At 44.8% G+C, this 24,557-nt stretch carries 27 protein-coding genes and 1 pseudogene; 25 read left to right on the forward strand and 3 right to left on the reverse strand.

The genetic code is table 11. The features are described 5' to 3' along the window. Positions 1–17: 17 nt before the first annotated feature. Positions 18–971: a LacI family DNA-binding transcriptional regulator gene (locus tag LROSL1_RS03310; protein WP_178913753.1), complete on the forward strand. Its 954-nt coding sequence runs from the start codon at positions 18–20 to the stop codon at positions 969–971. A gap of 531 nt (positions 972–1,502) precedes the next feature. Here LROSL1_RS03310 and LROSL1_RS03315 read toward each other — a convergent pair. Further along, entirely contained in the window at positions 1,503–2,681 is a 1,179-nt protein-coding gene (locus LROSL1_RS03315; RefSeq protein WP_178913754.1) for an AbrB/MazE/SpoVT family DNA-binding domain-containing protein, read from the reverse strand. A gap of 136 nt (positions 2,682–2,817) precedes the next feature. Between LROSL1_RS03315 and LROSL1_RS03320 the strand changes: the two genes are divergently transcribed. From LROSL1_RS03320 to LROSL1_RS03410, 20 genes and pseudogenes are all read left to right on the forward strand, one after another. Continuing rightward, on the forward strand, positions 2,818–3,330 hold the full coding sequence (locus tag LROSL1_RS03320) for an NUDIX hydrolase (protein WP_178913755.1): 513 nt from the start codon (positions 2,818–2,820) through the stop codon (positions 3,328–3,330). A 175-nt stretch (positions 3,331–3,505) separates the two neighbouring features. After that, on the forward strand, positions 3,506–3,823 hold the full coding sequence (trxA, locus tag LROSL1_RS03325) for a thioredoxin (RefSeq protein WP_178913756.1): 318 nt from the start codon (positions 3,506–3,508) through the stop codon (positions 3,821–3,823). Positions 3,824–3,873: 50 nt separating this feature from the next. Further along, entirely contained in the window at positions 3,874–4,536 is a 663-nt protein-coding gene (locus LROSL1_RS03330) for a nitroreductase (RefSeq protein WP_178913757.1), read from the forward strand. An 88-nt stretch (positions 4,537–4,624) separates the two neighbouring features. Further along, positions 4,625–4,918 carry a metal-sensing transcriptional repressor gene (locus tag LROSL1_RS03335; RefSeq protein ID WP_161003768.1) on the forward strand — a complete coding sequence of 98 codons (294 nt, stop codon included), beginning with the start codon at positions 4,625–4,627 and terminating at the stop codon, positions 4,916–4,918. A 1,036-nt stretch (positions 4,919–5,954) separates the two neighbouring features. Further along, complete coding sequence (locus tag LROSL1_RS03340) at positions 5,955–6,440, forward strand: ASCH domain-containing protein (RefSeq protein ID WP_178913758.1); 486 nt, start codon at positions 5,955–5,957, stop codon at positions 6,438–6,440. Further along, positions 6,437–6,994, forward strand: coding sequence for a GNAT family N-acetyltransferase (locus tag LROSL1_RS03345; RefSeq protein ID WP_178913759.1), 558 nt, complete (start codon positions 6,437–6,439; stop codon positions 6,992–6,994). The genes LROSL1_RS03340 and LROSL1_RS03345 overlap by 4 nt, the downstream gene beginning before the upstream one ends. After that, positions 6,991–7,548, forward strand: a complete 558-nt coding sequence (locus tag LROSL1_RS03350) for a GNAT family N-acetyltransferase (protein ID WP_178913760.1) — start codon at positions 6,991–6,993, stop codon at positions 7,546–7,548. The genes LROSL1_RS03345 and LROSL1_RS03350 overlap by 4 nt, the downstream gene beginning before the upstream one ends. A 36-nt stretch (positions 7,549–7,584) precedes the next feature. Next, on the forward strand, positions 7,585–8,292 hold the full coding sequence (locus tag LROSL1_RS03355) for an AzlC family ABC transporter permease (protein WP_017260577.1): 708 nt from the start codon (positions 7,585–7,587) through the stop codon (positions 8,290–8,292). After that, on the forward strand, positions 8,279–8,605 hold the full coding sequence (locus LROSL1_RS03360; protein WP_178913761.1) for an AzlD domain-containing protein: 327 nt from the start codon (positions 8,279–8,281) through the stop codon (positions 8,603–8,605). The genes LROSL1_RS03355 and LROSL1_RS03360 overlap by 14 nt, the downstream gene beginning before the upstream one ends. 93 nt (positions 8,606–8,698) lie before the next feature. After that, complete coding sequence (locus tag LROSL1_RS13225) at positions 8,699–8,824, forward strand: hypothetical protein (RefSeq protein WP_017260575.1); 126 nt, start codon at positions 8,699–8,701, stop codon at positions 8,822–8,824. 93 nt (positions 8,825–8,917) lie between these two features. Further along, positions 8,918–10,207 (forward strand): hypothetical protein, encoded by a 1,290-nt coding sequence (locus LROSL1_RS03365; RefSeq protein ID WP_178913762.1) that lies wholly within the window; start codon positions 8,918–8,920, stop codon positions 10,205–10,207. 286 nt (positions 10,208–10,493) lie between these two features. Continuing rightward, positions 10,494–11,213, forward strand: a pseudogene (locus tag LROSL1_RS03370) (DUF1003 domain-containing protein); the annotation flags it as partial. 310 nt (positions 11,214–11,523) lie between these two features. Then, on the forward strand, positions 11,524–11,847 hold the full coding sequence (locus LROSL1_RS03375; protein ID WP_017260572.1) for a DMT family transporter: 324 nt from the start codon (positions 11,524–11,526) through the stop codon (positions 11,845–11,847). Between the two features lie 91 nt (positions 11,848–11,938). After that, positions 11,939–12,382: a MerR family transcriptional regulator gene (locus LROSL1_RS03380; protein ID WP_178913764.1), complete on the forward strand. Its 444-nt coding sequence runs from the start codon at positions 11,939–11,941 to the stop codon at positions 12,380–12,382. Between the two features lie 442 nt (positions 12,383–12,824). Next, positions 12,825–13,163: a carboxymuconolactone decarboxylase family protein gene (locus LROSL1_RS03385; RefSeq protein WP_017260570.1), complete on the forward strand. Its 339-nt coding sequence runs from the start codon at positions 12,825–12,827 to the stop codon at positions 13,161–13,163. Then, entirely contained in the window at positions 13,163–13,579 is a 417-nt protein-coding gene (locus tag LROSL1_RS03390) for a cupin domain-containing protein (protein WP_178913765.1), read from the forward strand. Before LROSL1_RS03385 ends, LROSL1_RS03390 begins: the two co-directional genes overlap by 1 nt. Before the next feature lie 25 nt (positions 13,580–13,604). Next, positions 13,605–14,348, forward strand: coding sequence for an SDR family oxidoreductase (locus tag LROSL1_RS03395; protein WP_017260568.1), 744 nt, complete (start codon positions 13,605–13,607; stop codon positions 14,346–14,348). A 655-nt stretch (positions 14,349–15,003) separates the two neighbouring features. Further along, positions 15,004–15,624, forward strand: a complete 621-nt coding sequence (locus tag LROSL1_RS03400; protein WP_178913766.1) for an isochorismatase family protein — start codon at positions 15,004–15,006, stop codon at positions 15,622–15,624. 53 nt (positions 15,625–15,677) lie between these two features. After that, positions 15,678–16,037: a hypothetical protein gene (locus LROSL1_RS03405; protein WP_178913767.1), complete on the forward strand. Its 360-nt coding sequence runs from the start codon at positions 15,678–15,680 to the stop codon at positions 16,035–16,037. Positions 16,038–16,131: 94 nt separating this feature from the next. Further along, a complete protein-coding gene (locus tag LROSL1_RS03410; RefSeq protein ID WP_178913768.1) occupies positions 16,132–17,244 on the forward strand; it encodes a glycerol dehydrogenase in 1,113 nt (370 codons plus the stop codon). A 98-nt stretch (positions 17,245–17,342) separates the two neighbouring features. On the opposite strand, the gene LROSL1_RS03415 is transcribed toward LROSL1_RS03410, so the two are convergent. Both LROSL1_RS03415 and LROSL1_RS03420 read right to left on the reverse strand, forming a co-directional pair. After that, on the reverse strand, positions 17,343–19,115 hold the full coding sequence (locus LROSL1_RS03415; RefSeq protein WP_178913769.1) for an ABC transporter ATP-binding protein: 1,773 nt from the start codon (positions 19,113–19,115) through the stop codon (positions 17,343–17,345). Between the two features lie 521 nt (positions 19,116–19,636). Further along, positions 19,637–20,065 (reverse strand): GNAT family N-acetyltransferase, encoded by a 429-nt coding sequence (locus LROSL1_RS03420; protein ID WP_178913770.1) that lies wholly within the window; start codon positions 20,063–20,065, stop codon positions 19,637–19,639. A gap of 201 nt (positions 20,066–20,266) precedes the next feature. On the opposite strand from LROSL1_RS03420, the gene LROSL1_RS03425 reads away from it, so the two are divergent. From LROSL1_RS03425 to LROSL1_RS03440, 4 genes are all read left to right on the forward strand, one after another. Continuing rightward, positions 20,267–20,602, forward strand: a complete 336-nt coding sequence (locus tag LROSL1_RS03425; protein ID WP_017260562.1) for a type II toxin-antitoxin system antitoxin — start codon at positions 20,267–20,269, stop codon at positions 20,600–20,602. A 103-nt stretch (positions 20,603–20,705) separates the two neighbouring features. Further along, a complete protein-coding gene (locus LROSL1_RS03430) occupies positions 20,706–21,524 on the forward strand; it encodes an SPFH domain-containing protein (protein WP_178913771.1) in 819 nt (272 codons plus the stop codon). Positions 21,525–21,766: 242 nt separating this feature from the next. Beyond that, complete coding sequence (locus LROSL1_RS03435; RefSeq protein WP_178914914.1) at positions 21,767–22,366, forward strand: sugar O-acetyltransferase; 600 nt, start codon at positions 21,767–21,769, stop codon at positions 22,364–22,366. 289 nt (positions 22,367–22,655) lie between these two features. Then, the gene (locus LROSL1_RS03440) at positions 22,656–24,191 is read left to right on the forward strand and encodes a BCCT family transporter (protein ID WP_026017018.1); all 1,536 of its coding nucleotides are present in this window, start codon (positions 22,656–22,658) and stop codon (positions 24,189–24,191) included. Positions 24,192–24,557 lie beyond the last annotated feature (366 nt).

Raw genomic sequence — 24,557 nt, forward strand, 5'->3', positions numbered from 1 at the left:
GCGGGAGGTGACAGACGGTGGCGAATATTCATGATATTGCTAAGGCAAGTGGCTATTCAGTATCGACAGTGTCACGGGTGATTAACCATCGCAAATATGTCACCGATCAGGTCCGGCAACGTGTTGAACAGGTGATGCGGGATTTAGATTACGTTCCTAATGCGGTCGCCCGCGACTTGAGTACTGGCAAGACCCACAATATTGGCGTTGTACTGCCACACAGCCAACATCCATACTTTACTCAAATCACGAATGGCGTGATGGAGGCGGCATTCGCGGCGGGGTATCGGGTGGTGCTGTTGCCATCAAAATATGATGAGCGCGTGGAACGCCATTATTTGGAACAATTGCGACAACGTGCTTTTGACGCGGTCATTTTTACTTCTCGCGGTGTTCCGTTAAGTGAACTCGCGCGTGACGATGCGCATACAAAAATGGGACGTATCGTTTGTTGTGAGAATCCGGGTGACTTGCCGCTATCAGCTGCCTTTACCGAACGCAATTCTACTTATGAAACCGCGTTTGAATGGATTAAGGCGCATGGGTACAAACGAATCGGGATGTTGCTTAGCCGTGAATACGCGTTGAGTGCGACCAGCCAGGCAATGATTGAAGCTTACAAAGATGTCTTTCATGAGTTGCCACGTCCTGAATTGGTGCGGACAAGCGTGGTTAACAACCAGGATGGTTATGATTCCGCTCAGTATTATATTGATAATGATTTACAGCCAGATTTTATTTTTGGCAATGGTGACGACATTGTGGCCAATGCGCGGCAATGCTATTTGGATCATGGACTTGTTGTTCCAGGCTTGATGGGACAGGAACATCAGTTATCTAGCACTTTGCTCCATATTCCGACGATTGACCATCACTTTAACGAAGTTGGTCGCCGGGCCTTTGAACTAGCTGTCAGTGACCACGTTGCACAACGGCCAGTTACTTCCACGTTTATCGATGTTGATGAATAATCGTGCAGTTGTATGTGAGTACTGTCGCTTACGGTTGTCAACATAGGAACGCCGCCGTGGGACCGGTTCAAGCCGGAAGCCCACCGTCTTTCACCTCGCCGCCAAGCCGCGTGAGGAACCCGCGTCTTTGCGACCGTCCGCACTGTAAATTCGAAAACCACGAATTAACAGTACCTTCACGGCTTGGTTCCTATGTTGACGCCCTTCAGCTACCGTTGCAGTTAAGTACAATTGTTGCTTTGATTGACGCTGATCATTTTACGATAATGGTAGCGCGAGTTTCTGTTATGTGAGTGGAGTCGACCAGAGGCAGAGTTCAGTGTCGATGCTACTTAATGGCATGGGTTTGGCCATTTAGTAGCATGGGACGACTTCAGAGATGTGGTTTTCAGCTCTGAATCGAGGTGGAAAACCGCTGTTCTTGCGGGTTGAAACCGTTCCTCACAGAACGGCGCCTCTGACTGACGAAACGGTTATGAAAAACTAAACTAAAGCGCCCGCACATCATTGAAGAATGTGCGGGCGCTTTAGCTATTCGATTGTGACAGTAAACGTGCGCTGATCGTGAACCAGCATGCGCTGCAGTGTTTGTAGTAGTAATAGCATCCAGCTAAACGACATAATGAAGGCAACCAACTCGTAAGCGGTGAGGGACAGGTATCCCACTGGTTGAAAGAGGATTGTCGTCACCACTAGTAGGCCGCCAATAATGTACGATAGCGTCAGAAACTCTGGCGTCACTTTAGGCAGCAAGTAACGGATAGCAACGATCGTGATGATCATGAAATAGACTAGGAAACTGGCCGTTTGGTCATGAAGTTCGTGCATTAAACCACGGCCGTTGTTAGCAAACGCACCGACACCGCCCAGACAAATAGCAGTTAACGTTAATAAGATGCGCAGTGTCAACATGCGTTTGCTGCTGCCAAATTGCTTGCGCAGACTGGAAAAAATGAAATCAACCAACGCGACGGTCAGCAATGCAGAAACGATTAAGGTCAGGTTAAATTGCCAACTGTAAGCTGCTTTTTCTGTGCCCAGGAAGCTGATGTTATGCTCCCACCACCGTTTGTTACTATTGGTGATCATTGACGATAACACACCAGCGACAATGACCGACACCAATAAGGAAAAAATCATGGTTATTGATAGCGCTGAGACTGACAGGATCATCAGGTAATTAATTAGACTGATAAATAGGAAGAACATGAACGTCGACGTAAATTGATCGAACGTCGCGCCCTTGAATAAAATGCCCGCAAACCAGAAGAATCCCAACAGACAAGTGGTTAGGATAATCATGAACGAAAGCCAAATGGTTGGAAAGCTACGCCAGTAAAGTGATCCAGTCAACCATCGCTGGATGTCATGCTTTTGCTTAAAGTAGAAAAATAAGAATGATAATGAACCGCTAACGATTCCCAAGATAATAACGGCACTTGCGATAGAATTGGTACCAGCTAAGGCGATTTGATTAATCCCTTGGTTTGACAGATATGCGAAGAACAAAACACTGGCTAAGATGGACGGCAGTAAAAACCAACGGATCGGTAATGTCTGATGCTCACGCGCTGGTTTGTCCGGACGAATGGTAACCTGTTCGTTATCGTCATCTGGCAGTGTCAATTGCAGTTTGTCACCAGGTTTGACATTCAGATGTTCCGCAACTTGCGTGGGGATGTTAATGTGGTGAGTTGTTTCTGATTTCATAAAGCTTCCCTCTAGAAAGATAATTCGTGATGGTTATGTAGGTATTGTCGACGTAAAATAATTGTGACTATGTCCCATTTTACAGAACTTTAGTAAAATTCACAGGCTATAAATCGTTTTGGAAAGGAATGTTTGCATGAAAACGACGGATACGGTTGATGAATGGTGGGACCAGTATGACGAGTGTGGAAATATCGTCGGCAAACAGCAGCGTCGTGATCGTGTTCCTGCTGGACGTTACCATTTTGTTGTTAATGCTTTTATCTTTAATCAAGATGGTGCGGTGTTGCTGCAACAACGAAGCTTGAGCAAACTGAATCATCCCGGAGCGTGGGATTGTTCTGCTGGCGGCTCCGCTTTGCGTGGAGAATCAGCATTAACAGCAATTAAGCGAGAAATAGAAGAAGAATTGGCTCTATCATCGTTGGTCGATTTAAATTGGCGCGATGAGTTTCGAGGATCAGATTGGGTGGAGGAATGGTTTGCTTTTCGCGGCGATTTCAAATTGTCAGCTGTGAAGCGGCAAGTTGCCGAAGTTGCTCAAATTGCTTTGTTTTCTCCACAACGGGCGGTAGACAAACTACATCAACAAGGCATTGCGAATACAAGCATGCAGCTACAAAAAGTACTTAATTGGTTAACACAGTAACGACGGTAATTACCCCAGCGGGCATGTTACCGTTGTTTTTGTTTGATTAAGCCCTGTTATCAATAAAGTTAAACTATCTTTTGCTGACAATGAGCATTATAGTTGACGTAAAATACACGTGGGGGTATATTAACAATCGTTCTTATTTAAAGTAAGCAAATGGAGGCCGTTTAACATGGTGACAGAAATTAGTGATCAAACGTTTAATCAGGAAACAGACAAGGGACTTGTTATTACAGATTTTTCAGCGACGTGGTGCCCACCTTGTCAGATGTTGAAGCCAGTAATCAATAATCTGGCGGAACAATATGAAGGCAAAGTGAAATTTACATCGATGGATGTTGACGAAAATCAGCAGGTTCCAGCCGCGTTTGGTATTCAAGGAATTCCTACGCTAGTTGTTAAGAAGGATGGCAAAGTTATCGATCAGTTGGTCGGTTTCAGGCCAGAGCCACTGCTGAAAGCGCAGTTAGAAAAGTATTTGGCAGAGTAATAACTAGTAATATAATTCGCTAATTTAAAGGTGACAAAGGAGTTTTAAAAATGGAAACACATTCGGCAATCTATGGTCGTCACTCAGTTCGGGATTTTAGTGGTCGGCCCATTGATTTAGCCACCGTTAAGGCAATTATTAAGGATGCCAGTCAGGCACCTTCGTGGGCTAACTCTCAGCCGTGGTCAGTTTACGTTGCGACTGGCGATACACTGGCCCAAATTCGTGCGGTTAATCAACAACGCGTACTGACTGGTCAGAATGGCACGCCTGACCTGGCCATTGCTCACCGAGAGCAATGGTCATCACTTAGTCAGCAAGCAATGGCCGATTGGAACGAAACAATGACAGAAACAATTTCTGACACGCCAACAGATGTTGAAGAACAGGCAACACAAGCAGCCGCCAACTTATTCAATGCGCCCGTAGTTGTGTATTTTACTGTTCAGAAAAACGCCACGGGGTATTCATTGTTTGACACGGGGTCGTTTGCGCAAACGTTGATGATCAGTGCCACGGATCGTGGTGTGGACAGTATGCCAGCGTATGCGTTGATTGCATATCCTGATGTGTTACGGTCTGCATTAAGTATTCCAAGTGATCAAGAAATTGTCATGGGTGTCGCTTTAGGACACGCCAAAGTAGATGATAAAATTAATACGGTTGCGCCAGGACGGTTAGCGTTGGCTGATTTTGTTCACATTGCAGAGTAGCCGGTTTCATTGACCGGGAACCTTTTGATTAGCAAACATTATCCCTGCTGGGGTATAATAAACGAAATTAATTTGGAGGTTTTTGCTCATGATGAATGTGCCAGACGTGGCCCAAAAGACGGTGGCCAGCAAGCAAATTACCAATCGTTTAAAGCGTTCGCGTGGCCAAATGGATGGCGTGTTGCGCATGATGGATGAAGGCCGTGAATGTCAGGATATTTTGGTTCAGCTCGCTGCTGTTCGTTCCAGTGTGGATAAGGCGATGAAATTAGTGGTTGCTGAAAACATCCGCCAAACGGTTGAAAAGATGGGCGTTGCCGCTGACAGTGAGGAAGCTGCTTCACTGCAGAAGTCATTGGATCTGATGATGAAGACGCGTTAAAACAGAGATGAATATATTGTGCCTTAAGCCATTTCGTCAATGAAATGGCTTTTTTGCTGCCTTTAGAAATAAAAAACAACTTGCTTAGAAACTAATGAGAATGCTAAACTGTTTATAATTTAAGAGTGATGCCGAAGCTCGGGAAGGTCCGAGCAATAACGTAAAGGTGGTAGCGTGCAAGCGCACTTTGCTTGTAGGATGACAGCTTTGGGTTATGCACAGGACCTTGAGCGATAGGTGCACGTTTTAGAAGAGTGATGCCGAAGCTCGGGAAGGTCCGAGCAATAACGTAAAGGTGGCAGCGTGCAAGCACACTTTGCTTGTAGGATGACGGCTTTGGGTTATGCACAGGACCTTGAGCGATAGGTGCACGTTTTAGAAGAGTGATGCCGAAGCCCTGGGAGAAGTTGAGCAATAACGTGGAAGGCGTGGCATTCGGAGGTTTTTCGAATGAAACGACTTACGGGTTATGCGCAGGCTTCTGGGCGACAGGTGCACGTTTTAGAAGAGTGATGCCTTACTTCGGGTGAATCCGAGCAATAAGAAACAAGGTGAATGATTCGGTGGTTTTCCGAATGCTTTGGCTTGTAGCTTATGCACAGGATTTAGAAGTAAGGTGCACGTTTAGAGTGATGCCGAAGCTCGGGAAGGTCCGAGCAATTTTCGGTAAATTATGTGAGGGAGGACATTGCAATGTCTGCATTAACGTTTGTTAATTGGTTCGCCAATGCATTTACAATTTCGTATGTATCTGTGTTTAAGGGGACCAGTGTGCACTTTTTTAAACGTTAACGTAGGACTGAATGTCGTCATGGTGGTTATGCACTCGGCAAGCAGCCGGGTGCTTTTTTTATAGAGTGATGCCGAAGCTCGGGAAGGTTCGAGCAATAACGTAAAGGTGGCAGCGTGCAAGCGCACTTTGCTTGTAGGATGACGGCTTTGGGTTATGCGCAGGCTTCTGGGGGAAGTTCAGTAAGAACCGAGCATCCCTTAAAAGCATTCACCATATCGACATTCCAACAATGGAGGACTCCACATGAAGCAAACTAGTACAACAGTGAAAAAATTCTGGCAAGCATACTGTCAGTCAATCGGTCGGCAATTACCACAACCGGATGCATGGTCGTTTGGGATGACAACGTCAATGGCAAACGAATTAGCCGACTTAGTGGTTAAAGGCAAAAAGACGGCGACGACATCCGCTTTTATTGAGGGTGAAGCAGTCACGCAAGTTGGTGACTATGACATTATTTTAAACGGTGACAATCAGCCGGTCGCGGTTATTCAGAATGTCGTTTCGGAGATAATGCCATATCAGCAGGTTTCTGCGGAGCATGCCTATCATGAAGGTGAGGGTGATCGGACATTAGCTTATTGGCGCCGGGTTCACGAAGCGTTCTTTCGTGAAGAAGGTGCTCAAGACCACTATCAGTTTAGTAATCAGTTATTAATGAGCTGTGAAGTGTTTGAACTAAGAGCAACGCAGGAAAGTTTGGCAGACAATCTGGAGGCAAACGAATGATGAGTAATTTTATGAGTGGAAAGTTGGTTCATTTAACCGAATTACGCCAGGGCGATACAGAATTATTCGCTCAAGAACAGTGGACTGATGGCTGGTTCAGACAACTGAGCATGGATATGTCGCGGGTATGGTTGCCAGAGGACTATAAAGAAGATCTGAAGGGTGAACACTGGGGCACTGATGAGTTCGTGTACGTGGTGCGGGCTAACGATACGGAAGCAACGGTTGGTTGGATCTCGCTTGGTGATGTTCAACTGAAGAATCGTGGTGCAGAAGTGGGCATCGCCATCGTGGAAAGTCAGCAGGGCAACGGTTATGGCACAGATGCGTTGCGGATTATTTTGAAGTTTGCATTTGACGAGTTGAACATGCACCGGGTTCATTTAGAAGTCAATGGTAATAACGCCGGGGCCATCCACATTTATGAACGGGTGGGATTTAAACGTGAAGGGGTCAATGTTGGTGCATTATATCAAGATGGTCAACGAATTGACCGGTACAGTTACGGAATTTTGCAAACGGAATGGCGTGCGCTAACGGAGGCAACGAAATGAAAGATGTATTAAAAGGACGATTAGTGAACCTCACGGAGGCACGTGAAGGGGATGCAACTTATCTGCAAGACCATCAATGGGCCGGCGCGTTTGCACGGAGTAGCGAGTGGGATTTGGCCACGGTTAGAACACACGAAAGTTTCGTTAAAATGTTGGCTAACAACGAACCGGATGGCATGATACTGATTGTTCGCAAACAGACCGATGACAGCCCAGTTGGCTGGGTCGAGTTAGACGAGATCCAACTGAAAAATCAGGTGTGTGAACTAGGAATCGGCATCGTTGACCCAGCCGAACGTGGGCACGGTTACGGAACTGACGCGATCAACTGTATGCTGGCTTATGCTTTCTTTGAAATGGGTTTGTATAAAGTTCGTTTGGGTGTGAACAGCAATAACGTGGCGGCCGTGCACACCTATGAACGTGTCGGCTTCAAACGTGAAGTTGTGAACCGCGAAGGCCTTTATCAAGATGGCAAGTGGTTTGATCAGTACGAATACGGCATTATGGGGTCAGCGTGGATGGCTGCTCATCAAGACTGGCCGGAGTTTTAGGATTACAAGTGAACGTAAAGGAATGTGATTAGCTTCATGACAGATGAGCTCGATATAAGAACGGCAATTAAGGATACGTTACCAACTGTGTTTGGCTATATTGGCATTGGCTTAGCGTTTGGCGTTGTTAGCCAGTCCGTGGGCCTGAGTGTGCTCATGGTAGTGTTGATGTCCGCCATTACATATGCTGGATCCGCCCAATTTATCATGGTTAGCATGCTGGTGTCTCACAATCCAGTGGTGTCAATCATGGTTGCCGTCTTTTTGGTGAATGCGCGGATGATCTTAATGAGTACGGTAGTGGCACCTTATTTCAAGAAAGACAGCATGTGGCGCAATATTTTCATTGGCGCGTTATTGACTGATGAAAGTTTTGCTCTAAGCATGAATAAGGTGAATTATACGGACCACAAAATGTCATTTGAGTGGTTTAATACTGCTAATTTAATTGCGTACTTTACATGGATGATTGCGTCAGGTGTCGGCGCGTTGCTGGGACAATTGGTTGCCCATCCAGAGCGACTCGGGCTGGATTTCGCATTAGTCGCCATGTTTATCGGGTTACTGTATTTGCAAGTTATCGCGGATCGTTCGTTGGCGAAGTCACTGCAACTGATCGTGATTCTGGCCGAAGCAGTCATTATTTATCTAGGGCTTATTTTCATTCCGGGAAATCTGTTACTTGTTGTGGGCACGCTGTTGGGCTGTGCGACGGGGGTGGTTATCAAACATGCTTTCTACTAGTTATGTACTTTTAACCATTGTCGGCTGTGGCATTGTGACCTTATTATCACGAACGTTGCCCTTTGTGCTCTTAAAAAATCATAGCTTGCCGCCGCTAGTGGTCGAATTATTGAGTTTTGTGCCCATCACGATTATGACTGCGCTGTGGGTGACAAATTTATTTACGCAACATCTGGGGCATTTACCGAGTGTGAACTATGAAAACTTGTTTGCATCGATTCCCACTGTAATTACGGCGGCTATCACTAAAAGCCTGCTGTGGATTGTGCTTGTCGGAGTTGTGTCGTTAGCAATACTAAGAGCGGTCATGTAAACGGATTCAAAATGTTTGCGCAAAACATTAGGTGTTTGGTGTAAAGCATGATATACTCATACAAAATTACTGACAAAGCGAGGGTGATTATTTATGGAAACCTTGTTAGCAATTGGATTATTAGCTGTTACAACCGTTGGGTTAGTTGTTTGTGATGTGAAGCTTGCACGCCGAATGTCGAACAATGACACAACCGTTAAAGAAACAACCGAATTATAACCAATTATGATAAGTTTTAGAGCGCTCATTTCAAATTGGGATGAGCGTTTTTCTGTGTTTAAAATAGCGATTTTTTGAAAAGGAAGTGTCCGTGTGGGAATTTGGCAGGTAATATGGTTAATTGTTTTAATGATTGTGGTGCTGAGCGTAGTCACAGTGGCTACTGTCATTTGGCTAGTCAAACATCGCTTAGTTCGCTGGCACCAAACGGCGGATAAAATGGCGACACCGACTCAAATTGCCGGTGCGCAGCGTTTTTATGTACGGACAATTTATCGCCGGCAACATGTAATGTACCTTCGGCGGATAATGATTGGACTATTTGTGCTGGCTGGCTTCATGGCATTGTGGGTCTTATGTGAGCAGTTCAACCTGTATACAACGTTTCCAAACGGCCGGGCGGCAATGAATTGGTTTCTCAGTGATCACACGTCGACACGAAACGTGGCCTTAGTCTTGATGTTTTTTAGTGTCTTAGGCGCATCATTACTGCGCTTTTTGTTGCTGAAACGAGTAGACGAAGTGCAAGTTGAAGAGGCAAACGAATCGGCACATGATATCTACGCAATTCCTGCGGTCATGCGGCGCCAGTTGTTTGGTCTGCGGCGTTTGTTACTTAGTGGATTGCTAATTATTTCACTCTGGCTGGGTCTAGGCGCCGTCACTAAGGCAATTCCGCGTGCGACTAGTCCGTTTGAAACGAGTCATTCAATTGCACAACCGATCGAAACAAATTCAGCATCTAGTGGATCAAGCAGTGATGGGACAAGATATGACGACTCATCCGATAATTCTTCATCAACCTCGTCAAGTTCAGCAGCTAATAACACTGCAGAAAGTTCAAATAACAACGATGCTGGGGATGATGATTTGCCAATGCCATCCACACCAATTGCGGATGTGGTAAAGGCCAAGCCTGCCGATAACGCCACGATGACGCAATTATCGGAGGCAGATCAAGCCAGTCTGACCTTTATGGCGTATTGGGCTATGGAAGGGCAGGATCCGGAAACTTTATTTGCCACCAAGAATAGTACTGGCGGTGCCACATTTTATTATCATTGGATTGCTAACAATGGTCATCCAATCATTATGTTTAACAGTTATAGTCCAGTGGCTAAAGCCATGGATGACATGTTTATTGCCAATATTGTGGGCAACGATGTTAGTTTTTATTCATTACATGACGAGACCGCTCAAACCAGCAAATTGGCTAACATCATGGGGTTGACGATGACAAACGGATACGCAATCCCAAGTCAAAATAAATTAGATCAGCGTTCATATGACCTGCGGAAAATGGCAACTGTTTACTATCAGCAAACGGGTTATCAGGCTGTCCATGACACCTTGAAGCTAGGCTATGACATGACTGTAAAATAGTAAAAGTTAGGGAACTATAACATAATTATCGTAATTAATTAAAAAACGCTCAGAAATGGGTAGGTTCGCTTGAACTTCTTTGACTGTGTCCTTTATAATGAGTTTGTAGCGATAACTCAGTTCAACTTAGGAAAGGCAGGTGGGTTTTATGTCAGACGCAGATTATCATATATGTTCAACGAGTGATGACGGTCCCGCGTGTTTGCAATTCATAACTGGATATTTAACCCATGCTGTGAACTTTGCCGCACGTGAAATTTAGCATTTACTGAGGTGTTTTAGTCTAATGCAAGAATTTAACGGCACGGTTTACTGTCTCGTTGATCATAAGGAATATGATCTCGTAGACGGTGTTTTCCTAGGAGATTTGGATGGTCCGTTGAGGGCGTTGATTCGTCTCGACTTTCCAAAGGCGACAAACCAAGATTTTATCTGTAGTGAGCATTTGGTCCACTACCGTTTATTAAAGATGGATCAGATGATTGCGAAGGATTACCGCCAGAATCATAAGCTGAACCAAAAGCTTACACGGGTACTTCAAAAAGATACCTATCAGGTGGTTGATGTCCGTCAGCAATTGGAACACTCACTAACAGTTGGTCAGCGGGTTGCGGATGCTGTTGCCCACTTCGGGGGTAGCTGGCCTTTTATTATTTCCTTTGTTCTCATTATGTTATTGTGGATTACTGTTAATTCATTACACCTATTTGGTGTGCATTTCGATCCTTATCCTTTTATTCTTTTAAACTTGTTCTTGAGTATGGTTGCTGCAATTCAGGCACCACTCATTATGATGAGTCAAAACCGGTCAGCCGAGTATGACCGGATGGAGTCGGCTAACGATTATCACGTTAACCAAAAATCGGAAGAGGAAATTCGGGTACTGCACTCCAAGGTTGACCACATGATTCAACAGGATCAACCGAACATGTTACAGATTCAAAAGATTCAAACAGAGATGTTGGGTTCGATTGAATCGCAGGTTAATGAACTACGGCGGTTGCAAACTTACTTCGATGATCACATCAATGATCAAGAAGGTAAACAACAGAAATCGTCTCAACCGGCACGTCGGCAGACGGATTCGCCACAATCAGTCATGCATAATGAGCAGAGTCACAAACAATCAGATCACGGTTCACTTCCTGTGGATAAATAACGTGATGATTGGGAAGACAAAACCACAAATGATTAATGCTTAAATCGGACCAAAAATTTATCAGAAGGCCACCCTCGTTGCGGGTGGCTTTTTGCTTTACATCGGCTTTTTTTAGCGACATGATGAAGACCGAGAGAAATTTTATGGGGTGGTCACAATGGGGTATGTATATCTGGCTTTAGCCATTGTTGGTGAATTGATTGGCACGAATTTATTGAAGGCATCTTCTGGATTTACATTAGTATGGCCCAGTTTAGGAGCTTTAATTGCATATGGTACCTGCTTTTACTTTCTCGCAGTGTGCATGAAAACAGTCAATCTCAATATTGCTTACGCTTTGTGGGCCGGCATCGGCGTTGTGTTGTCAACGTTAGTGGCCGTTTTGTTCTGGAAGGAACCTGTCAATTTGGCCAATGTGATTGGGATTGGCTTCATTCTAGTTGGCGTCGTGATTTTGAACTTGTTTGGTGCCAACGGCTAATGGTTTTGACACAAGAGTGGACAAAACTGTGGACTATGAGTTAAAGTCAGCTTTAACTAATGTGAATCTCAGCCTCTAGGAGGGAAAGTTAATGGCGACAAAGACAGTTGCAACAGAAAAGCGCTATCGAATCGGTGAATTTGCATCTAAAACCGGGTTGTCAGGCCCAACACTTCGCTATTATGAAAAGGAAGGCTTGGTCAAACCACATCGTTCGGACAACGGATTACGTTATTATACGGATGCAGATGCTAGCTGGATCAAATTCTTGTTGCATTTAAAGGGAACGGGAATGACTATCGAACAGTTGAAACAGTATGTAGCTTGGCGCGCCGAAGGTGATGCGACGATTACTAAACGGTTGCAATTATTGAAGAATGTGCGGCGTGGTTTCCTTCAGGAGTTTGAGGAATTACAGCACAGTATGACGATTTTAAACGACAAGATAGATTGGTATCAGGGAAAAGTTGACGGGCATATTAGTGATAACGAAGGCTTTGCCAATTACCTTGCCAGTTTGAATCATGAAGAATAAATGATAGCGGTGAATGCCGCTTGCGGTTGTCCCCATTGACACGCTTGCCGTGGGACCGGTTCAAGCCTCCTAAGTTCGGAGTATTTCACCTCGTCGCAAAGCCTCGTGGAAAACCGAGTTTTTTCGACCGTCTGTATTGTAAATCCGGCAAAATGCATTCCGGATTAACGATACTTTCACGGTTCGGCATCAATGGGGACGCCCTCCAGCTAATACAGTTGGGACTTCGATTAATCTGGGGCGATACCACAACGAGTGTTTCAGGCAGTGTAGGCATTTTGAATTTCTATAATTTTGATTTAGAGCGACTTAGCAGATTACCTGTTAGGCCGCTCTTTTTTTATTTTTATGAAATTTAGTACTTTACTTAAAGTGCACTTTAAGTGCTTTAATGAATTCAATCGCGTTAATCATTATGTTTTTAATCGAGGAGGAACTTAACATGGCTAAAAAACAAACTGCAGGTCGCAAACAGTTGGGTGATTTTGCCCCACAATTTGCTGCTTTAAATGATGATGTTTTATTTGGCGAGGTCTGGTCCAAAGAAGACGCTTTATCTGCTCATGACCGTTCCTTAATTACGATTGCTAGCATTATTTCGGCCGGCAATACAGAACAATTGGAAGCTCATTTACGAATTGGCAAACAAAACGGCATTACAAAAGATGAGATTGTTGCTGAAATTACCCACCTCGCCTTTTACGCGGGGTGGCCCAAGGCATGGTCGGCATTTAACCGCGCTAAGGAAATTTGGTCAGATGAAGAGGAGACACATAAGTAATGGCAAACGAAAAATTTGATACACAAAATGTTTTTGGCCAAGGTGATAAAAACGACGCCTATGCACAGTATTTTATCGGTCAAAGCTATTTAAAAAATTTGGTTAGTGCAGACGATAATGTCAATGTGAATGTTGGCAATGTGACATTTGAACCAGGATGCCGCAATGATTGGCATATTCATCACAATGGTTATCAGATTTTACTTGTTACCGGTGGTGAAGGTTGGTATCAGGAGAATGGCAAACCAGCACAACTACTGCACCCAGGCGATGTGGTTACCATTCACGATGGTGTTAAGCATTGGCACGGTGCGACAAAAGACAGCTGGTTTAGTCATGTCGCAATCACCACGGGGACATCTGAATGGTTGGAACCGGTCAGTGACGCAGCGTATGATGCATTGTCAAAAGATTAATTAGTCAGTTTAAAGGAGAATTCGAATGACAGTTAAAAATAAAGTTGTCGTTATTACAGGTGCTTCATCTGGGATTGGTGAAGCAACCGCTAAGCTTTTGGCCAAAAATGGTGCAAAAGTTGTCCTTGGTGCTCGTCGTAAAGACCGTTTGGAAAAACTCGTTGCTGATATTAAAGCCGATGGCGGGCAAGCAGCGTATCAAACGGTTGATGTGCGGGATGCCGAACAGGTAGCAGCGTTAGTCGCATATGCTAAAACCACGTTTGGTGGTGTTGATGTCATTTTCAATAATGCCGGAATTATGCCAACGTCGCCCATCAGTGCCTTGCACACGCAAGAATGGAATGACATGGTCGACATTAACATCAAAGGCGTGCTCAATGGTGTTGCCGCTGTAATGCCAGACTTTGTAGCAAATAAAAGCGGTCACATCATTACGACCTCATCCGTTGCCGGATTGAAGAGTTTCCCTGGATCTGGTGTGTATGGTGCAACTAAGTTTGCTGTTCGAAACTTAATGGAAGTGATTCGGACGGAAAGTGCTAGTGAAGGCACCAACATTCGCACGACAACCTTGTATCCAGCGGCGATTAATACGGAGTTGTTGAACACGATTTCCGATAAAGCGGCACGCAAGGGGATGGACGCTTTATACGATGCCGTGGGGATTAACCCTGATGCCATCGCCCGAGTCGTGAACTTCGCCATTGACCAGCCAGAAGACGTTAACGTCAACGAATTTACGATATATCCAACGAAGCAGGCGTAGAGCGTGAACACCGCCGGGTAAAGTTGAGCAACAACGTAAAATGAATATCGTGCAAGCGATTTGTGCTTGTGCGATATTCATTTTTTGTTGTGCGCAGACTTTAGGTGGTGTGAGCGCGTTTGCGACAATGTAAAAGGACAAGAAGGTTATGCACAGACTTCTGGGCGGCAGGATCGCGTTTTCGCTATGTAAAAGTAAAAAGCGCCAATAACGAATAGACTTTAGGTGGTGTGAGCGCGTTTGCGACAATGTAAAAGGACAAGAAGGTTATGCACAGACTTCTGGGCGGCAGGATCGCGTTTTCGCTATGTAAAAGTAAAAAGCGCCAATAACGAACAGACTTTAGGTGGTGTGAGCGCGTTTGCGACAATATAAAAGGACAAGAAGGTTATGCACAGACTTCTGGGCGGCAGGATCGCGTTTTCGCTATAAAGAATGGTCCACAAAATTCAGTTTGCCCACTCATTTCCACCGCTCAACGCTGCATTTTGATCATTTTCATCCCTATTTAATTAAGTTAGCCAACTTGCCAAAGCAACCAAGCAGTTATGTTCGCTGATCCACATTAAATGGCTTATTTTTTAAGTCAGTTAGTAGTTATAATTTTAGGCTACTGATCGATTGCAAACATAGGAATGAAAGGAAGAATGTCGATATGACTAGCATGGCAAAGCGTTCTGCAACTGACGATGAATTACTTAATCCAGAAAACAGTGTTTTTGCGTTGATTGATTTTCAGCCAACACAAATTAATTCAGTCAATTCGATGGCTCGCGCTCAGCTGATTCGTAATATTGTTGCGACACAATCGTTGATTAACACCTTCAAAATTCCAACAATCTTGTCCACTGTCAACGTTAAAACCGGACGCAACCAAGATACAATTCCGCAATTGAAGGCATTGCTATCAAACGTGCTCAGTTATGACCGAACGTCAATTAACGCTTGGGAAGATGTGGATTTTAACCGGGCAATTAAGGCGACGGGCAAACATCAGATAATTATCGCGGCACTGTGGACAGAAGCGTGTTTGACCTTTCCAGTATTGGATGCATTAAGGGAAGGCTATGACGTGTTTCCAGTTGTTGATGCGGTTGGTGGAACATCAACTGTGGCTCATGAAACGGCAATTGCTCGGATGACTGCCAAGGGTGCTCAACCCGTGACAATTGCCCAATTAGCCTGTGAACTGCAACGTGACTGGAACCGACCAGACACGCTTCCAGGATTTACGCAAAGTCTGGTTGATGTTGGTGCATTTTTAAAATTAAGTTAGTGATGGTTTAGTTAGAGTGGTGAAAATCACTCACAGTAAGGAGAGCGACAAACATGGTAGATGTTCAGGATTCAGTCAATCGTTTAATGGCGACGGCAAACGATCATTTTACTTATATTCAGGCAGGCCACGATTTCATTCGAGCGTGGGCTATTCAGTTCGAGCTGGCTTACACCGACTACAGAACGATTGATTTGGCACTACAATTTGATGGGACTGACAGTGACAAACTGAGGAGGGACTTTGTTAGCGCTTATCAGGCCGTTTACCGATTCGAATATCCGTTTGCGGTCGGCGGTTTGAAACAATTCGACGAGCAGTGTGAAAACCAAATGCCAGATTATGAAGTCGCGGTTAATCAGCTTGATGAGGTGCTAGAGAAGGTTCGGCAGGTCGACAATCCAGTCGCTTAGGTCATTTGGGAGTTTGTTTTAGACAAAGTTGCAGGGCTCAACAGATTAAGTGTATTCTGATTTTGTAAGTAAATCGCAAAGGAGTATACACATTATGATGAGTGTTTTTGGTAGTCCTGCAACGTATGTTCAGGGCAAAAATGTGTTATTTGATAGTGCTTCATACATTACCCGTTTGGGCCGCAAAGCGTTGTTATTGGCCGGCTCGACGGCGTACAAAATTGCCGGTCAGAAATATGTTGATTACCTGAAAGACAATGACATCAACGTGGAATACGTACCGTTTAACGGTGAATCGTCAGTTGGCGAAATTGACCGAGTAACCGAAATTGGCAAAGAATTTGGTGCTGACCTAGTTATCGGTCTTGGTGGCGGGAAGGCATTGGACAGCGCTAAGGCAATTGCTGATAATCTCCGCGTGAAAGTTGCCATCTTGCCGACGTTGGCTTCGACCGATGCACCTTGTTCACGACTCTCCGTGTTGTATACCGATGAGGGCACCTTTTCCGCTTACCGGTTTTATGCGCAGAATCCTGATTTAGTGCTCGTCGATACCAAAATTATCGCCAATGCACCGGTACGGATGCTGACGTCTGGTATTGCTGATGCACTGGCAACTAATGTCGAAGCACAGGCGGTAGCGCGTGGCGCTGGTAGCACGATGTTGGGTGCCAAACAAACAATGGTCGGTAACGCGATTGCATCCAAGTGTGAGGAAACACTGTTTGCCTATGGCACGCAGGCTGTTGCCTCAGTTGATAATCATGCGGCTTCCAAAGCACTAGAAAAAATCGTTGAGGCCAACACACTGATGAGTGGCGTCGGTTTTGAAAGTGGCGGTCTGGCTGCTGCACATGCCATTCATAATGGTTTAACTGCCTTAAATGGTCCAATTCATGACTTAACTCATGGTGAAAAGGTTGCGTTTGGGACATTAACGCAACTTTATCTCGAAGGTGCCAATCAGGAACGGTTTGATAAATTCTTGAAGTTTGACCTTGAATTGGGTCTGCCAACCACGTTTGCCGATTTGAAGATTCCAGATGTCAGTGACGAGGAATTGATGCAGGTTGGTCAACTCTCTACGGCACCAAACGACACCATGGTGCAGATGCCATTTACCGTTGAAGCGGCCGATGTTGTCGAGGCGATGAAGGGTGTCGACGCATACAGTCGTTACTATCAGGAACATCACGCTAGCAAATAAAGTTTTATCCAAATAAAAAGACTCAGATAGAATTTCTCATGGCGTTGAGGAATTCTTATCGGAGTCTTTTTTGCTGTCGTTTGACATAACTAACAGAATCAATTGAACTGTGCATTGTAAAGCTTGGCGTAAGGACCATTTGCTGCCAGTAGCTCGGTATGTGTGCCTCGTTCCACCACCTGACCATGATCCATCACGATAATCTGGTCCGCGTTGTGGATGGTTGAAAGTCGGTGGGCGATAACGAGAGAAGTTCGTGATTGCATCAAATTTTCAAGCGCATGTTGAATTGTCTTTTCAGATTCGTTATCCAAACTGGCTGTGGCTTCGTCCAAAATGACGAGTTGCGCATTTTTCAACAAAGCGCGGGCAATCGACAAACGCTGCTTTTGACCGCCAGACAATTTGACACCACGTTCGCCAATCTGCGTGTCCAGTCCCTGTGGGAGACCATGAACGAAGTCTGCAATGTCGGCCATTTCAATCACTTGCCAAATTTCATCATCGGTGGCATTGCTGCGGCCGTAGCGGACGTTATCGCGAATGCTGCCATCCAGCATGTAGATGTCTTGGGAAACGATGGCAATATTTTCGCGCAGTGACTGTAACTGAATTTGGCTAATAGGACGGTCATCGAATAAAATGTCACCGGCATCAAGGTTGTATAGATGGTCAATCAACTTTGTCAGGGTCGTTTTTCCCGAACCAGAGTGGCCAACAAGCGCCGTCGTTTTGCCAAACGGAATATTGAAGCTGACATGACTGACGGCGGCCGGTATCGTATCAGTGCTTGGTCGGTCTGACTCTGGATAGGTAAATGAAACATCTTTCAGTTGCACGCCTGTAGTCATTGTTGGGAACGGCACCGCGTTTGGCTGATCGACAATGATTGGCCGCAACGCCATGATGTCCATCACACGCCCATAAGAAACTAACGATTGCTGTAACTGATTCAAAATTTGGGTGAAGGCGCGAATTGGTCCTTGAAGCATGGCAACGTAAGCCAGGTAAGCAACAAGTTGCCCCACTGTTAATTGATGATGAATAACAAAGTAAGCACCAAATGCGAGGATGATGGCGGTGCCCAGATAATTCACAAAATCAATGAGCGGTGAAAAGAGGGCTTGGTTTTGCGTCGCCCGAATCATGTCTTGCTTGTTTTGGTTCGCAAACGTGCCAAACCGTTGCTCCTCAAATTCTTCATTGGTGTAGCTTTTGATGAGATCGATTTGTGTCAACGTGTTCTGCATTTGATTCGACATCTGCGCTTGTGAAGCACGGGCAGCCCGAAACGCGTTGTGGATGCGATTACGAAAAATACGGTAGATCAAAAACATAAAGGGAAAGGTTATTGTGATGGCAATTGCCATTTGCCAATTGAGAATAAAAATATAAATCCAAACGAAAATAAAGGTGATAATGCTGCCAATCATCGACAGCATGTTTGCTGAAATTAGGCTTTGCAGATTATTAATGTCGCTGGTTAAACGCACCATTAAATCACCGGTTTTACTAGATTCAAAAAATTGGGTGTCTAGCTGAAGGGTGGACTGATAAAGTTCGGTGCGCAAGTTTGTGATTGCGCCTTGGCTCATGACGCCCATGTAATACGTTGATACATATGACAATACTCCGAGGACGATTGCTGTTGCCAATAAGCCGAGAACCACTTCGGTCAGGAGGCCAATGTCATGTTTGGGGATCACGTGGTCAATGATGTATTGCGTGTATTGGGGGATGACGAATTCCAATAATGAAATAACTGTCAGCGCGACGATGTTTAGGATCAACAGCCATTTTCGGTTGAGAACTTGGCCGAAGACGAACCTGAACATGTTGCTGAGTGTGACTTTTTCCGTTGACTGTGCCATGTGGACACCTCCAGAATGATCATCAACTAAAGGCTGTCAGTGTGCCAAACATTGTCTGTGATGGATATTGTTTTAGATATGCCGATTGTATGCCGCTTGCGGTTGTCAACATTGACACGCTCGCCGTGGGACCGGTTCAAACCTCCTGAAAACCGGAGTTTCTCACCTCGCCGCAAAGCCTCGTGAGGAGCCGAGTCTTTGCGCCCGTCCGTGGTGTAAATTCGAATAGTTCTCTCGAATTAACACCACTTTCACGGTTCGGTATCAATGTTGACGCCCTCCAGCTCATGTAGCTGTTTTTTGCTTCATCAGCTGGTTCTGTAAGCTACCAGTAAACAGCTAAATGTTACAGAGTGCAGCCGAACAGAGACAGAGTTCGGCGTAGCGGCAGGTGTCACTTCAATAGCAATAGTTGAGCCTTTAGTTATAAATAAACTAATCGTAATCAACTGAAACTGCCAACAAATTGCTCCATCCATTTATGATAATTAACAAACGTAACGAGCAACGTACTAAAGGCATCAATTTAAGGCCTTAAAGAAGCGTTTTTGCGTTTTGTTGCTGATGTAACCAAGGTGCTCATAAAATTGATGGGCATCGATTCGCGTAGTACTTGAATTTAAACGAATGCCAGCATACCCATTCTGTTTGCCTAGTTGTTCAAGATGCTGCATGAGCTGTTGACCGATGCCTTGATGTTGAGCTTCGGGTAACACGGCTAAGCCGAGGATATTTAGTAATGGTGCGAAATAAAGTGTTTGGTAAGCGGTGGCATGTACATAGCCGACGACGTGCTGGTGGTCTTCAGCGACCAACAAAATGTCGTGTTGCTTGAGAACGCGTTTTAAGGCCTGTACGGTGGTTGCCTTATCAGTTGAATAACCTAAGGCACGTGAATTAAGTGACATTAAGGCGGTAACATCTCCTAAATTTGCTGAACGAATATCCATAGTGAAAGACTCCTTGTAAAAACCGATTTTTTTGAAGCCTTTAATATAGGCGTTTCGGTGCGGATTGGCTAAATTGCATGACAATCTTTAATGTTTTGTAACTATTTATAAGCATATTAGCTTGAACTTTTATTTGAACGGCATTACAATATCACCATGATATCAAATTAATATTGAATCGATATCGAAAGGAGTAAAGCAATGGCGGATAAACCGAAAGAAAAACGGTTTTTGCTGCGGCTCGACGAAGATTTGTATGACCGTTTGGCCGCAGCGGCTGATCGTGAAAATCGGAGTGTGAATGCCCACATTGTGACCATCCTTGCAGCTAGTGCAAAACAGACCACGTTTGAACATCGGCAAATTATTGGCCAAGCAATTGCGGGTAAACAGTTGAATCAAAAGAACGGGTTAGTAGAGTTGTCGGGGATTTACTATCGCTTTTTGATTGAGAACAACGATCCAGTGGATGCTAAGGCAAGTTACACCGTACTGGAAAGTAATGGCAATATTTTAACGTTGAAAAAAATCACGTAGGTGCCATTTTTTCAGGATTACAGTTTTAGATTTTTGAAAATAGTGAGATGTCGAAACTACGACAACACTGACTAAACTCAGCACATTGAAGGGGGAAATTATTATGCTTGGATTTAAAATTGTACCTCAAAATAACCAAGGATTAGTTGAAACGTTGGGGCGTTACGGCCATAGCGTAGAGTCAGGACTACATTTTTATCTGCCATTTTTCCAAAAGATTCGCAACGTCAGTCTGGCGATGGAACCGTTAGCACTGCCTAACTATTCCATTATCACGAAGGATAATGCGGACGTGTCGGCCAGCCTGACGCTTAACTTTCATGTCACTGATGCAGTCAAATACCAATATGAAAACACGGATTCTGTAGAATCAATGGCACAACTCGTGCGTGGTCATTTGCGTGACATTATTGGCCGCATGGATTTGAATGAGGCGCTGGGTTCCACTGCTAAAATCAACCAGGAATTGACGCTAGCTATTGGTGATTTAACCAACACTTACGGCATTAACGTCGACCGGATTAACATTGACGAGCTGACACCATCTAAGGCCATTCAAGCCGCGATGGACAAACAACTGACTGCTGATCGTGAAAAAGTGGCCGCCATTGCTCAGGCTGAAGGGGAAGCTCGCTCAATTCAATTGACAAATAAGGCCAAAAACGATGCGTTAATGGCAACAGCTTCTGCGGAGGCCACTGCCACGCGGACCCGCGCCGATGCTGAACGTTACCGGATTGATACTGTCCAAGCTGGGTTAGCCAACGCAGATGACAAGTACTTTCAGAACCAGTCAATCAATGCTTTTTCACAGTTAGCTAATTCCAATGCGAACACGATTGTGGTGCCAAACGACGGTGCTGATCAGTTCGGCAAATTGCCGATTGTGGGCAAACTGTTAGAAAAAGGTGCGAATAATTAGCTTGAACTGTACCAAGTACGGTCCGATCAATGAGGTTACGCTGGTTAAAAATGGCACTAATTCATAAATAAAAGTCAGCATATTCGATAATCGAAATGTGCTAATTCGAATGAAAAAGTTAGGATTTCAAAACAAATTTAATTGCCTGCTAGCCGCTTACTAATGCGGTTAGACGGGCATTTTTAGATTATCGGCTTTTGCATGAAAGCAGAATTAGTGATAGCGTTATACACATGAAAGCAATGAAAACGCAACGTGAAATCATGACGGCCGGCGAGAATTACAATAAGTTTGATCCCGAACTGATTGCACGCCGGGTCGAAATTCGTCAGCAATTACAGAAGTTAAATGCAGAACCTGACAATGACAAACGTAACCACGGTTTTCAGGATTTGTTGGCAGACAGTGGCCCGCACTTTTTTGTGGAAAGTAACTTCCGTTTTGATTACGGCTGGAACATTCACATTGGGGATCATTTCTACGCCAATTATGACAATACCTTTTTAGATACGTGTCCCATTACCATTGGGAGTCATTGTTATTTTGGTCCGGATGTTGGGCTTTACACCCCAATCCATCCGTTAACGCCTAAAGAGCGGAATGCGGATGTCGAACTTGGTGCGCCGATTACTATTGGTGATAGTGCTTGGTTTGGCGGTCACGTGACCGTGTTGCCAGGTGTTACGCTGGGCAACAATGTGGTCGTTGGTGCCGGATCAGTTGTCACGAAGAGTTTCGGTGACAATGTTGTCATTGCTGGGAACCCAGCAAGAATTATCAAACGTGTGCCTGAGGCTAAATCTTCAGTTGAAGCGGCAGAATTAAACACACAAAAAGTTTAGAGTGATCAATCCTAACAGGTGACTGTGAGGACTGACGTTCATTTGTATATTCGGCGTTAGCCAATTTTTAACGCTGTGCAGGTGGTTCACTTCGGTGTCAGTGCACAGCGTTTTTGTGTGGAAAAGAATTTTAGATTTGTAAAAATAGGCGAGTGTTGTGGTGGGTCACTGCCACACAGCCATAATGCGCTCGCAGGTGCTACAAGTGCCTGCTCACGCTCACCCAAAACTTAGGAGGATTATTATTTTAAAGCGTCAGAATGTCGATCGAGCTGTCTTTGTACCAACCATGATTCTGTTTGGAATCGTGTCCCTGGTGTTAATCATTGGTGGCTCAGCCGTTCAGCAAACGATGAACGCGGTCTTGTCATTTCTCACGACGAAAACAGAATGGTTATACGTCCTGATTTACGTCATTAACTTCATTTTCTTTATGGCGTTAGTGATGTCTAAGTACGGGCGCATCAAGTTGGGTAAGCCTGGTGTTAAGGCTGACTACAACGGCTTCCAATGGGGGAGCATGGTGTTTGCAACAGGGATTGACGCCAGCATTTTAATGTTGAGTGCCACGGATCCATTACAATACCTACAACATCCCGCATTTGGTGCCAAACCATTCTCATCTGCAGCTTATGTTTATGCAAACGTTGTTGGTGAATTTAACTGGGGTCCCATGGCCTGGATGATTTTCGCCACTGCTACCATTGCGATTGCCTACACGATGCACGTTAAGGGCAAGCATGTTCAACGTTTGAGTGCTGCGATTCCGTTGTTACAGGGACCAGGCCGGACACGTCACGTCTTGCGTCAACTGATCGACTTTCTGGTTGTCTTTGGGATTATGGGTGGGATTGGCTCATCCATTGGGATGGAAATTCCTGTCATCGCTAAAGTTTTGAGCACCATCACCGGTGTGCCAGATAACATTTATTTGAAATTAGCTTTATTCGTTGTTTTGTTCATTTTATTTGCGCTGACAGTTTACGCCGGTTTGAATAAAGGGATTAAGAAGTTATCTGCTTGGCATATTTACCTGGCAATTGGATTCTTAGTTATCGTTTTACTGGTCGGACCAACCATGAAGTTGATCGGCGGTGAGGGACAAACGTTGGCCTTGATGGTTCAACACTTTACCGCAATGTCATTTAACAAAGCCAATCCTGGTGTTAACAGTTTTGCACAACACCAAACCATGTTTTACTGGGGCTGGTGGTTGTCTTACATGCCTGTTATGGGTTTGTTTATCGCGCGGATTTCTCGCGGTAAAACCATCCGTCAGGTCATCGTCGGCATGTTAACGTATGGTGTCGGTGGTTGTTTAAGTTTCTACGCAGTCTTAGGTGGCTATGCATTATGGTTACAACAAACCGGCACAGTTAACTTAGTTCACATCTTGAACACGCAAGGCCAAGCATCAGTATTGGCAGCGTTGATTCAAACGTTACCGATGAAGATGATTATGTTAGTGATGTTCTGTCTTTCATGTTTTGTCTTCTTGGCAACGACCATTTCATCTTCCGCCTTTATCGTGTCTTCGTTCACCAGTTTGAAACTTTCTGGTACTGAACAGCCAACACGTTGGAACCGGATGGCTTGGGTGATTATTTTCATCGTCTTCTCACTGGGAATTGTGCTAGTGGGTGGCTTTGAAACCGTGCAAGCTATTTGTACGATTGCGGGATTCCCGTTGATTTTTGTGGCATTACTATTGCTGCATTCCATTTATCAGTCCGTCATGACGGATCCTTCCGTTCAACGTGCAAACTTGGTTGCACCGGCCAATGAGCGGCGTGAATGGATGCGTCAACGTTTATCTGAACAATAATATTGATATTTTCTTAGTCACTTACCTACATTGATGTTGGTGAGTGATTTTTTTATTTAGGAGGAATTCTACCCGCTTACGGTTGCCCGCTTTTGAACCCTCCTGTGGGACCGGTTCAAGCCTCCGTAAACCGGAGTCTTTCACCTCGTCACCGAGCCTCATGAACCCCTGAGTCTCGTCGACCGTCCTAGGTTGTAAATTCGGATAAACCACCGAATTTACAACCTTTTCACAGTCGGGTTCAACGCGGACGCCCTCCAGCTCACATCCAATTAGCTCATTTTTAGTAAAAATAGATAAGTTCATCAATCAGCTTTTTCCAAAAAGATTTTGTAACCATTTTGTAGGGATAAATCCTTTAAAAGG

The organism is Furfurilactobacillus rossiae, assembly GCF_013394005.1.
Lineage (GTDB): Bacteria > Bacillota > Bacilli > Lactobacillales > Lactobacillaceae > Furfurilactobacillus > Furfurilactobacillus rossiae.

What these genes read in the sequence shown, in the direction of transcription:
- LROSL1_RS03400 (WP_178913766.1), top strand. Translation starts at nt 15,004, where the DNA reads ATGACTAGCATGGCAAAGCGTTCTGCAACTGACGATGAATTACTTAAT.
- LROSL1_RS03330 (WP_178913757.1), top strand. Translation starts at nt 3,874, where the DNA reads ATGGAAACACATTCGGCAATCTATGGTCGTCACTCAGTTCGGGATTTT.
- LROSL1_RS03340 (WP_178913758.1), top strand. Translation starts at nt 5,955, where the DNA reads ATGAAGCAAACTAGTACAACAGTGAAAAAATTCTGGCAAGCATACTGT.
- LROSL1_RS03315 (WP_178913754.1), bottom strand. Translation starts at nt 2,681, where the DNA reads ATGAAATCAGAAACAACTCACCACATTAACATCCCCACGCAAGTTGCG.
- LROSL1_RS03420 (WP_178913770.1), bottom strand. Translation starts at nt 20,065, where the DNA reads ATGGATATTCGTTCAGCAAATTTAGGAGATGTTACCGCCTTAATGTCA.
- LROSL1_RS03360 (WP_178913761.1), top strand. Translation starts at nt 8,279, where the DNA reads ATGCTTTCTACTAGTTATGTACTTTTAACCATTGTCGGCTGTGGCATT.
- LROSL1_RS03320 (WP_178913755.1), top strand. Translation starts at nt 2,818, where the DNA reads ATGAAAACGACGGATACGGTTGATGAATGGTGGGACCAGTATGACGAG.
- LROSL1_RS03405 (WP_178913767.1), top strand. Translation starts at nt 15,678, where the DNA reads ATGGTAGATGTTCAGGATTCAGTCAATCGTTTAATGGCGACGGCAAAC.
- LROSL1_RS03345 (WP_178913759.1), top strand. Translation starts at nt 6,437, where the DNA reads ATGATGAGTAATTTTATGAGTGGAAAGTTGGTTCATTTAACCGAATTA.
- LROSL1_RS03355 (WP_017260577.1), top strand. Translation starts at nt 7,585, where the DNA reads ATGACAGATGAGCTCGATATAAGAACGGCAATTAAGGATACGTTACCA.
- LROSL1_RS03350 (WP_178913760.1), top strand. Translation starts at nt 6,991, where the DNA reads ATGAAAGATGTATTAAAAGGACGATTAGTGAACCTCACGGAGGCACGT.
- LROSL1_RS03410 (WP_178913768.1), top strand. Translation starts at nt 16,132, where the DNA reads ATGATGAGTGTTTTTGGTAGTCCTGCAACGTATGTTCAGGGCAAAAAT.
- LROSL1_RS03385 (WP_017260570.1), top strand. Translation starts at nt 12,825, where the DNA reads ATGGCTAAAAAACAAACTGCAGGTCGCAAACAGTTGGGTGATTTTGCC.
- LROSL1_RS03430 (WP_178913771.1), top strand. Translation starts at nt 20,706, where the DNA reads ATGCTTGGATTTAAAATTGTACCTCAAAATAACCAAGGATTAGTTGAA.
- LROSL1_RS03415 (WP_178913769.1), bottom strand. Translation starts at nt 19,115, where the DNA reads ATGGCACAGTCAACGGAAAAAGTCACACTCAGCAACATGTTCAGGTTC.
- LROSL1_RS03435 (WP_178914914.1), top strand. Translation starts at nt 21,767, where the DNA reads ATGAAAACGCAACGTGAAATCATGACGGCCGGCGAGAATTACAATAAG.
- LROSL1_RS03425 (WP_017260562.1), top strand. Translation starts at nt 20,267, where the DNA reads ATGGCGGATAAACCGAAAGAAAAACGGTTTTTGCTGCGGCTCGACGAA.
- LROSL1_RS03395 (WP_017260568.1), top strand. Translation starts at nt 13,605, where the DNA reads ATGACAGTTAAAAATAAAGTTGTCGTTATTACAGGTGCTTCATCTGGG.
- LROSL1_RS13225 (WP_017260575.1), top strand. Translation starts at nt 8,699, where the DNA reads ATGGAAACCTTGTTAGCAATTGGATTATTAGCTGTTACAACCGTTGGG.
- LROSL1_RS03440 (WP_026017018.1), top strand. Translation starts at nt 22,656, where the DNA reads ATGATTCTGTTTGGAATCGTGTCCCTGGTGTTAATCATTGGTGGCTCA.
- LROSL1_RS03335 (WP_161003768.1), top strand. Translation starts at nt 4,625, where the DNA reads ATGATGAATGTGCCAGACGTGGCCCAAAAGACGGTGGCCAGCAAGCAA.
- trxA (WP_178913756.1), top strand. Translation starts at nt 3,506, where the DNA reads ATGGTGACAGAAATTAGTGATCAAACGTTTAATCAGGAAACAGACAAG.
- LROSL1_RS03380 (WP_178913764.1), top strand. Translation starts at nt 11,939, where the DNA reads ATGGCGACAAAGACAGTTGCAACAGAAAAGCGCTATCGAATCGGTGAA.
- LROSL1_RS03390 (WP_178913765.1), top strand. Translation starts at nt 13,163, where the DNA reads ATGGCAAACGAAAAATTTGATACACAAAATGTTTTTGGCCAAGGTGAT.
- LROSL1_RS03375 (WP_017260572.1), top strand. Translation starts at nt 11,524, where the DNA reads ATGGGGTATGTATATCTGGCTTTAGCCATTGTTGGTGAATTGATTGGC.